8 protein-coding genes, 2 tRNA genes and 1 pseudogene are annotated in these 8,938 nt (G+C 61.1%); 5 read left to right on the forward strand and 6 right to left on the reverse strand.

The features are described from left to right. Positions 1 to 1,021: 1,021 nt before the first annotated feature. Both RSO01_RS44615 and RSO01_RS44620 read left to right on the forward strand, forming a co-directional pair. Positions 1,022 to 1,279, forward strand: a complete 258-nt coding sequence (locus RSO01_RS44615) for a YybH family protein (protein WP_170303840.1) — start codon at positions 1,022 to 1,024, stop codon at positions 1,277 to 1,279. A 115-nt stretch (positions 1,280 to 1,394) separates the two neighbouring features. Beyond that, a tRNA-Val gene (locus tag RSO01_RS44620) sits at positions 1,395 to 1,469 on the forward strand. Positions 1,470 to 1,971: 502 nt separating this feature from the next. Here RSO01_RS44620 and RSO01_RS49330 read toward each other — a convergent pair. From RSO01_RS49330 to RSO01_RS49340, 3 genes and pseudogenes are all read right to left on the reverse strand, one after another. Beyond that, positions 1,972 to 2,673 carry a tyrosine-type recombinase/integrase gene (locus tag RSO01_RS49330; RefSeq protein WP_246159238.1) on the reverse strand — a complete coding sequence of 234 codons (702 nt, stop codon included), beginning with the start codon at positions 2,671 to 2,673 and terminating at the stop codon, positions 1,972 to 1,974. Positions 2,674 to 2,708: 35 nt separating this feature from the next. After that, positions 2,709 to 3,077 (reverse strand): annotated as a pseudogene (locus RSO01_RS50205) (phage integrase central domain-containing protein); the annotation flags it as partial. A 1-nt stretch (position 3,078) separates the two neighbouring features. Beyond that, complete coding sequence (locus tag RSO01_RS49340) at positions 3,079 to 3,234, reverse strand: Arm DNA-binding domain-containing protein (protein ID WP_246159239.1); 156 nt, start codon at positions 3,232 to 3,234, stop codon at positions 3,079 to 3,081. Between the two features lie 105 nt (positions 3,235 to 3,339). Between RSO01_RS49340 and RSO01_RS44630 the strand changes: the two genes are divergently transcribed. After that, on the forward strand, positions 3,340 to 3,981 hold the full coding sequence (locus RSO01_RS44630) for an integrase core domain-containing protein (RefSeq protein WP_373868003.1): 642 nt from the start codon (positions 3,340 to 3,342) through the stop codon (positions 3,979 to 3,981). 263 nt (positions 3,982 to 4,244) lie between these two features. Here RSO01_RS44630 and RSO01_RS44635 read toward each other — a convergent pair whose 3' ends face one another. From RSO01_RS44635 to RSO01_RS44645, 3 genes are all read right to left on the reverse strand, one after another. Then, entirely contained in the window at positions 4,245 to 4,799 is a 555-nt protein-coding gene (locus RSO01_RS44635; RefSeq protein ID WP_147157088.1) for a hypothetical protein, read from the reverse strand. A gap of 100 nt (positions 4,800 to 4,899) precedes the next feature. Then, positions 4,900 to 6,327 (reverse strand): OmpL47-type beta-barrel domain-containing protein, encoded by a 1,428-nt coding sequence (locus RSO01_RS44640; protein WP_147157089.1) that lies wholly within the window; start codon positions 6,325 to 6,327, stop codon positions 4,900 to 4,902. Between the two features lie 114 nt (positions 6,328 to 6,441). Continuing rightward, complete coding sequence (locus RSO01_RS44645) at positions 6,442 to 6,780, reverse strand: aegerolysin family protein (RefSeq protein ID WP_147157090.1); 339 nt, start codon at positions 6,778 to 6,780, stop codon at positions 6,442 to 6,444. 546 nt (positions 6,781 to 7,326) lie between these two features. Here RSO01_RS44645 and RSO01_RS44650 point away from each other — a divergent pair. Together RSO01_RS44650 and RSO01_RS44660 are read left to right on the forward strand one after the other, a co-directional pair. Beyond that, entirely contained in the window at positions 7,327 to 8,220 is an 894-nt protein-coding gene (locus RSO01_RS44650; RefSeq protein ID WP_147157091.1) for a hypothetical protein, read from the forward strand. A 266-nt stretch (positions 8,221 to 8,486) separates the two neighbouring features. Beyond that, positions 8,487 to 8,561: transfer RNA gene (locus RSO01_RS44660), tRNA-Val, on the forward strand. Positions 8,562 to 8,938: the final 377 nt, after the last annotated feature.

Consider the following 8,938-nt stretch of genomic DNA (forward strand, 5'->3'; position numbering starts at 1 on the left):
TTTGCCGCAATATTGCGCTTCCTGACCTTCCTTTTGTTGACTTTGAGAAATTCAACGGCGGCACAGACCATCACCTATCGTCTCTGGGGCATCGACGCGCCCGAGCTCTCGCAGGCTTGCCCTGATGGTTGGCCCGCCGGCCGAATAGCAGCGCCAGCCTGCAGGCGCTGACTGGGAGGAATCAGATCCCCTGCCAGGAGAAGGACCACGACCGCTACGGCCGGATCGTCGCCATTTGCGGGGTGTCGGGGAGGGTCTGGGCGCCACTATCGAGAGGCACTGGCTCTGGTTGTTCGTGCGGCATAGCTCGAACCAGTAAACGACGGCGAAGACAGGCGTGACCAACGGTGAACTTGTTGCAAAGATTCCCGCAGGGGCGACACACCGCAGTCCGATTGCTGCCGATGGCAACGTAAACATGCGATATGACAGCGGCCACCGCAGAATCGGCTGGGTAACGATTGCCGGCAATGTAAAGTCACGCGAGCTCACGCTGACGTCCTCGGCTTTTCCCGGTTGCCTCTATGCACTTGCCGAGACTGCGCCTTCAGATCCAATCTCCGCCTTTTCCGCCGAATTGGCACTCACGCGTGCAGCAGAAGGTCGACTGGAGGGGACGATGCGCTATCCTGGAGGCAGCGCGATAATTCGGCTGACGCGACAGTAAGCGCGCGATCTGCGCGTCCTGCACAATCGACACTTACTGGTGCGCGATGGCATCGCTTGGGCATTCGTGTGGACAGCGGCGACTAGGGAGTGGGGGGACATCAGCGTGGGGCTGGGTCAACAGGAAGGGGAGTTAAGTGAATGATCCGGAATAGATCGGCAGCACTCGTCGCCATTGTCCTTACTGTTGCAATAGTTACGGCGGCACGTACGGACGAAGCTAATGATACGGCAGCAATCACTCAGCGCCTGCAGCGATGGACGGCGGATTTTAACGCCAAGGATCCGGTCGGAGTTTGCGACCTTTTCGCGCCCGATCTCATGTCCCGAGACGACGCGGGGCACAAAACAAACAATGTGCGGCAATCTTGCCAAGCTACTGGCAAGGACCGACCTCCCAGTTAGCTACAAGAATCCGGATATCCACGAAATTACGGTCTCGGGCGATGTCGCCGTCGTCCGGTCGACTTGGACCCTGACGACAGAAGCGAATGGCACCCAAGACACCACCAAGGAAGAAGGCATGGACATCTTCCGGCGCCAGCCCGATGGCAGGTGGTCCATCGCCTGGTTCGTGGCATTTACTACCCGTGCGAATACGCTACTTCGCTAGCACTGCAGCCTCGCGATTGATGGAGCACAATCGAGCGTGCTGTCCAAATGAGAGGGTGCTGGATTACTCCCGAAGGGTTCAGGCCACGCAACCGGCGATCGCTTATATCTGCTTTGGGCGTTTAGCTCAGCGGTAGAGCACACCCTTTACATGGGTGAGGTCGCACGTTCGATCCGTGCCGCGCCCACCATTGCCCCGTCTCCCGACTGGGCGGTGGTAGCTGCACAGTCAACGGACACTACGGATTGAAACTCAGCAATGCGTGCGCGAGCTCGTGCGGCTGATCGACTGCCCGAACGCTGGAGCCTGACGGAGCCGCCCAATGTTGGCGGAAATCGCAAATGACCTCCGACGCCGGAATCGCCATGTTCTTCCTGACGGCCCTCATTATCGGCGCCATCATCGCTTCGTTCTATGAACGGGTGTATTATCCGTAAGCTGCGGTGCACTCCGAATTAGGACGAGGATCTCGGGCTAGACGAGAGGGCCAAGTCGTCTCACAGTGGTTCCCATGAGGAACCCTCGCAAACGTCGCCTAAAAGCCAAAGAGCGCCGCCTAAGGGCTCGCGCCGAGAAGGTCGAGAAAGCCAAGAAGGCCGAGAGGTCGAAAGCCGAGGCTGAGGCGGCTCGCAGATACTAACGCGAAGTGCGCGTTTAGGGCCGTCGCCCGAGCTGCGCTGATACCAAGTCTGTCATCCCAGCGCCCGTGTGCCGTGAGGGACGACCTTGTTGGCCTTCTGCGGTGCCGTGAGAAAATTGGCCCATGCCGCCATCATCGCCGCGCGCTTTTGCATCAGCTCGCCACGGCGATAAGCAGCCTCGACCTTGTCACCGATGGTATGGGCCAAGGCCATCTCGCTAACTTCTTTGGGGAAGGTGGTGCGCTCGCTAGCCCAATCCTTGAACGCCGACCTCCAGCCATGAACAGTGCTGTCCCCGCCGCCTGCAGCCCGTAATGCTCTCGTCAAGGTCGTCAAAGCCTTCGGGCGTCCCCTGCGGCGCCCGGGAAAGACCCAATCGTCAACCCGGTAGCTCGCCGCCTTCTTGAGCACCGCCATCGCCTCGTCGGACAGGACGACCCGATGAACACGGGCCGCCTTCATGCGCGACGCGGGTATAGTCCAGATCCGCGCCTTCTCATCGATTTCAGACCACTTGGCTCCCATTACCTCACCGGCACGGGCGGCGGACAGAATGAGGAACCGGAAGGCCAGCGCCGGCATGGAATCCGAGTGCTTGAGACGGGCGTAGACGGTGGCTGCGTCGTCAATGGCGACTGCAGCATGATGCTTGACCGTGCGGACCTTGCTGGTTGCCGGATAGGTTTCCTTGAGGTGAGCGCGCCACCGTGCGGGGTTAATGGTGGATTGGCAAAACCACGCACCCTGGCCCAATCCAGAATACGCTCAATGCGGCCTCGCACTCGGGACGCGGTTGCCGGCTTCTGGTGCCAAATTGCATCCAGCACCTTCGTCACGTGCGGCGTATCGATGGCCGCCACTGACAAGCTCCCAATGACGGGGGAGGCATAGGTCTTGAGCGAGTCGCGCCACTGGCGCCGATGCTTCTCACTTCTCCAGCCCACCTCATTGGTTTCGAGGAAGCGCTCAATAGCCTTGTCGAAGGTGAGACCCCGGGCTTCCTCCAGCCTTTTGCGCGCTTCCTGAGCGTCACGCTCTGCAATCGGGTCTTTTCCCTGCTCAACAAGTGATCGGTGCCTGGTGGCCAGAGTCCGGGCCATAGCGAGGCTCACTCGTGCCTTGTCCTTCGAGTGCTTCTTGAACGTGCCCAGCCCCATCTCACGGCGCCGTCCGCCAAACGTGTAATCGGTAGATCCAGCTCTTGCCGCCGCCCTTGCTGATCTGGAGATACAGGCCACCACCGTCGTGCACGTAGCCGGGCCGCGTAGCGGACTCGATCTTGATCGCGCTGAGGAGGTTTAGCCTGCCGCGCACTGCTACCCACCTTCCTACCCACCGATGACAGGAGCGGACAGCGGTGTACATGACGCTATCGGAAGGCCGCGCATCAAGCGAGAGGTCGAGCAGCTGATCATTCGCATGGCCAGGGAGAAGCGGGACTGGGGCTATGACCGGATTGCAGGGGCGCTGGCCAATCTGGGCTACGAGATTTCCGATCAAACGGTTGGCAATGTCTTGCGGCGCCACGGTCTGCCGCCGGCACCGGAGCGCAAGCGCACAACCCCGTGGACGGACTTCATTCGGACCCACGTGGAGCTATTGGCGGGGACCGACTTCTTCACCGCCGAGGTGCTGACGCTGCGCGGGCTGGTGACCTATTACGTGCTGTTCTTCATTCACCTCGAGAGCCGCCGAGATTGCCGCTATCTCCTGCACGACCGCGACACCAGTCTAACGCGGTCGTTCCGGGCCATCATTGCATCAGGTCGAGTTGACCCGCTCGCGCTGCCTCCGCGCAGCCCGAACCTGAACGCCTACGCGGAGCGCTGGGTCAGGTCGGTTAAGGAAGAGTGCTTGTCCAAGCTAATCCTCTTAGGCGAGCGCTCGTTGCGGCGGGCATTGAACAACTATGTCGACCATTTCCACACCGAGCGGAATCATCAGCGGAAGGGCAACGTCCTGCTGTTTCCTCAGGTGAACGATCGGCAGCGCGATGGCCCTGTGCGGTGCCGCGATCGATTGGGCGGGCTCTTGCGCTATTACCACCGAGAGGCGGCGTGATGTCCCGGCGGGCGGTTCAGTTTTGACCATACGCCATCCTGGGCGGGCTTTATCATCAATATTGTCGGATCTAACTATCCGCGCACCTGATAATCGATCGCGGATGGCGTTTTCGGCAAGGACAGCCCTCTGCGCACCCGAAATTTCGTCTGTTCGGCTTGACGCGCGTGGCGTTCGGACGCGATGGCATCCGGCGCAGATTGACCCGTAGGATGCTAATTCCTGGCGGATGCCTTGGGATCTCGCATCGTGATTCTCGCTCCTTACTCCATGACGTAAAGGCGGCCGTCTTCACTCAACACATGGAGCACAACCATCCCGCGGACGTCGGACTCCGAAACCACAGTCGGGCCACAGCGCTTCCGGCGCTGGTCGTCCTCTCGTCCGGCACCGGTCTCCTGATCGTGGTTGTCCGAGCCGGCTCCCTCCACTCGATCGGGCCGTCGCTCCTTCTCACGATGCTGCGCGTCCCCATCGCAACCGCCGTGCTCACCGTCGTGCTCGTCTCGATCGTCACGGCAGGGACTGCACGAGCCAGCACCCGCCTCGCGAACGAGGATAGTGTAATCGTCCAAGGCATCCCACCGGGCGCGGACGGTGCGGCGCGCGTCGCGCTCGCCGATTGCCACGATCTGCCTCACCCCCAACAATGGGGCTGCTGCATTGCGACCGACGAGCCGCTCGAAAACCATCGTGTTGCGCGGCGCCCGAGCACGTACGGTAGAATTTTGGTCTCGGGCCAGCTTGATTGCCTCCTCGCGCTCGGCTGAGGCGTCGCGATCGTGATGTGCAGCATCGTCATAGACGATGGCGAGCACACTGGCCTCATAGGCGAACGGCGAACAGCGGACTTTGAGATAGAGTGTTGTCGAATTATCGGCGCGGTCCCGTACTTGGTAAGTACGTAGTTCAGCGACGTCAGAGCCGAACGAGGTCCATTCGACGTCGGTTCGGCCTATCGGTGCCACTGGGCTTGTCGCCACTCCAGAGAGGCTGTCCCGCCCCCTCGACGACGAGGTCGTCGACTACGGGGTCAAAGGAGATGACAACCTCGGGAGCCGTCAGGTCAATGCGTACATCTTTCTGCTGTCGGTCCTCGGCGTTCTGGGAGTGGTCGATCGAGCGGTACCCGAGATGATGGACACCCTCGGCCGAGATCGTCACCGGCGCACTGTAAGTTACCGGCCCCAACCCATCGAGATCGTATTCAGTTCGCGCGACCCCAGAGATGTCGTCCGTGGACGTCAGCGTCACAAGGACTGGCCTGCGGTTCCACCCCGACAAATTTGGCGTCGGCCAAACGCTCGCGGTCGTCACCGGCGGAGTACCGTCGGGGGGCTTGATCAGCGCTTGGTCCGCCGGCGTGAGCTCGCGCGGGATGACCGATTGCGCCGGCGGTGCGTATCCGCCTGATCCGACCGCACCACCGCGCAGCTTGAGAATCTGCCAGTCGTTGCAGGGTTGTAGGTCGGTTTGCGTGCCGTCGCCATTGATGTCGAAAGGAACGTTCGCGTTCGTAGCCGCCCCGTCGCCGTTCCAGTCGATCGGGCCGGCAGCGTTGGCGATCTGCACAAACGACCCTGGGGCCCCGCCTGCACCGGGCACCCACCGCGCGGTCGCGTAACCGGTAGAGCCCGGACCGAGACCGACCGTCTCGTTCAAACCCGCCTCCTTCAATACCGCCAGCGCCACCCGTGAGTAGTCGAGTAGGAAGACACCGCCGCGACTGACCCCGGAAAATTGCCACAGGTAGTTCATAACGCTCAGGTAGTTGGGCTTGTTGTTGAAGCCGTCGCTACCGCCGTGGTCGAGGCCTAGGACGTGCCCGAGTTCGTGCATGAAGGTGCCGGCGGTCTGCATGTCAGTTACCGCCGCGAAGGTGCCAAGGCTCACGATGAAATCTGACCCCGGAGCCGTGCGCGCGACGCCGCTGTTGTTCACCGACCCGATCTGGTGAGCGGCCACGGCGTATCGGAAGATTGGCGCACGACCGGACTTGGTAAGTCCGCCAGCTCTGTTTTTCAGCTTGTCGAAGTCGGTCCAGTCATAAGTGACGTTGCCAGCGCCATCCAAGCTCGTGGTGCCGAGTTGGGTGACCTCGCCGACCGCCGCGGCGCGGCTCAGTGGGCCCCAGGTCGCGCCCGTCGTGTAGTTCATCACGCTCGTTGGACCCGCATCGATGTGCAGGTTGATCCCGACGGCGCCGTTGCGCGCTATGTAAGGCGCGTTGCGGAAGGCGTCGACGACCAGTTTGATCGCAGCGTCGCTGGGCCGATGCGAGTGAGTCGCGTCCTCCATCCAGTCCAGGTGTACGAAGATGTCCGGCTTTCCGACGGTCGCCCCCATCGCGGGCAGGTCAACGAACTGGGGACCGACACCGTCGCCTGGGTCGATCGTGGCGCCGCTGGTCTTCCAGGAGTCAGGGATGCCATCGCCGGTGGTGGAGGCGTCGGTGACTACTCAGTGGGCGGTTGCGTCATTGCCCGAGCCATCGCCAAGGCGAACTACGGTGACGACAGGGGGGCCCGACTGGTCGAAGTTGTTACTGCCGACGAATGGGTTGTCCCAGTGCAGCCGCACCAGTCCGGTGCTGCCGGGGATGTCCAGCCGGTACCAGACGGTGCCTTCGGTGCCTGTCGCAACCCCGTCGGACTCGGCGACCCACTGTTTTAGAGTGCCCGGCTCAATGCGTGGCGGTGGATTGGAGCCCCAGATGCCGTGCTGAATGCTGTTGTGGTCAAAGACCAGAGCAACGTCGAACTTGTTGTCGACTTTGATCGTCACGCTGCGAGCGGCCATCTGTCGATCTCCTCGGGAGGCTAGTCGTGGCCCCGGTGAAGTTCATGATGGTGTCGGTCGCCTGCTCCAGCCAACCGTGAGTGCAGCACAAGCAGCCACGCGGCTCGATTGTGAGCGTACGGACCGCGTCGTTCTGTGGCCTTTCCCACCGTAAGGCGACGAACTGCCCGGCCGCATGGTCGACCCGCGACGTCTGAGCCGTCGTTTCGGTCCCGAGTTGGTGTCGAGGTCGCGAAGGGTCGGCGCGAACACGTCCATTCGAGGCTGTAACACTGGCTTGTACTCATCGGGGCAACACCGCACCCCAGATCGTGCAGTGGTTTGAACCGCGAGACATGACTAAAATCTGTTGTTTGGTCAGTACTGTTGGGCGCCCGCTTGCCGCGTGTGCTGTTAGCTAAGATCAAATTCTTTGCTGCGTGCGCAAAGTCACGTTTGCTCAGTAGAGTCGCCTGCTACTATTTGCGTTCGATAGTGGCGCACCCTCTTAAACGCGTCTTCAAGCTGACGTGCTCGACCCGGTCCCTCCTCGATAGCGAGTCCGACATGGCGCTCACTGACGATTTGAAGGACTACATCACTCGCAACAGTACCACGGTCACCAAAATCACCGAGAAGCATCATATCGCCATTGTCGGCGAGACTCATCTGTCCGTGGACATCAAGCAAAGCGCCGAGGAAAGTCGCAAGGACATGCGCGTTAAGGCCGTCGTGCGGCTGCTGCTCGAACTGCTCAAAGACCCGAAGTACAAGTTTCTTGCCAGCGAACACTTTTTCAGAACAGGCGTGATACGGACTGCCGTCGATAGGTATATGCGCGACAAGACAGTCCCACCCGCGGCCGCTCCGAGCGAGACCGATATGGAGAAGATCGCCAGGGGGGTGGAGGTGATCCGGTTTCAGCCCGTATTGGATTTCATCAAAGCCACTCGGCGCGAGATCCTGAGCATCGGGTCGATCATCAGTAAAGATTCTCTGCGTGATATGGCGTTGGTACGAGAGTTCGCTGTCGAATTCAAGGAGCACGGCTTCCATGGGGGCGATGCGGGCATGCTGCATGTCGGTGCCAATCACGCCCAGGGCAAGTCGGATCACTCAGGGGCAACCGTGCGCCAGATACTGGAAAAATGGGGCTTCACGTGCGTATCGATAAGGGTTGTGACGCACGGGGGCGATTTGTTCGCAGAGCAGGGCAGGGCGCTGGATTGGGACAAGCTGCCGACCAGTGACTTCATCGAATTGAAATCGCTTGTCGCCAAGACACCGGTGACAATCCCGACCGACCGCAAGTGGACCGGTGGCAAGGCGAGCCCGTTCAGGAGTCTCGTATTTGCTAGCGACGCAAACAACAAAGTGCCGGGCGGGCTCAAGGGCAAGGTACCGGTGCCAAAGGCGATGGTGCCGGTGGCGGAGCAGTTTGAATACATCGTTTTGCAATAGGCTGCTCTTACCGCGAGGCCAGGCGCGCCGCGAGGTTTGGCGTGTCGCCGACTAGCGTTTGTTCCTGGGACGCGCCTACTCCAAGCAGATCGCCGACAACGACAAGGCCCGAGGCGATGTCGACGCGGACCTGAAGTGCCACATCGGGATGCGGACGCAGCTCCGCAACCTTGGTCACGAGCTTGAGGCCCGTGCGGACGGGAGAGGGGCCGGATTACTCCCGAAGCGTTCGGGCCACGCAATCGCCGACCGCCTATATTTGCTCAGGGCGTTTAGCTCAGCGGTAGAGCACACCCTTTACATGGGTGAGGTCGCACGTTCGATCCGTGCCGCGCCCACCATCACCTTCTCGAAGAGATTTCCCTGTCGCCGGCAGTCAACGTCTTGACCGCTCCGGTCAATGATCGCTGCTTGGGCTTGCGCTACATACGGCGCCCCGTGAGCGGAGAAGCTCAAACAGAAACCGGCCTCGCCTTGGGGCCGGCCGGTGCGCGCTTCAAAACAGCCGCCCTTAGACACCGGCCGGCAGATTGCTCACGCAACGCGCGGACCGAGACACCCGAAATGGCAACAATCGTCACCAGCCGATGGAGCGGCGAAATCTTTACATAAATCGGCATCTGGGTTTCTCGCAGCCCTTCGATAGGGACGAGGGTGCGAGGCTACAAGAAGTATTCGACCCTAATAACTGCATAGCCGAACGCAAAGGCCCAGGCGT

This window comes from Reyranella soli (genome assembly GCF_007992495.1).
Taxonomy (GTDB): domain Bacteria; phylum Pseudomonadota; class Alphaproteobacteria; order Reyranellales; family Reyranellaceae; genus Reyranella; species Reyranella soli.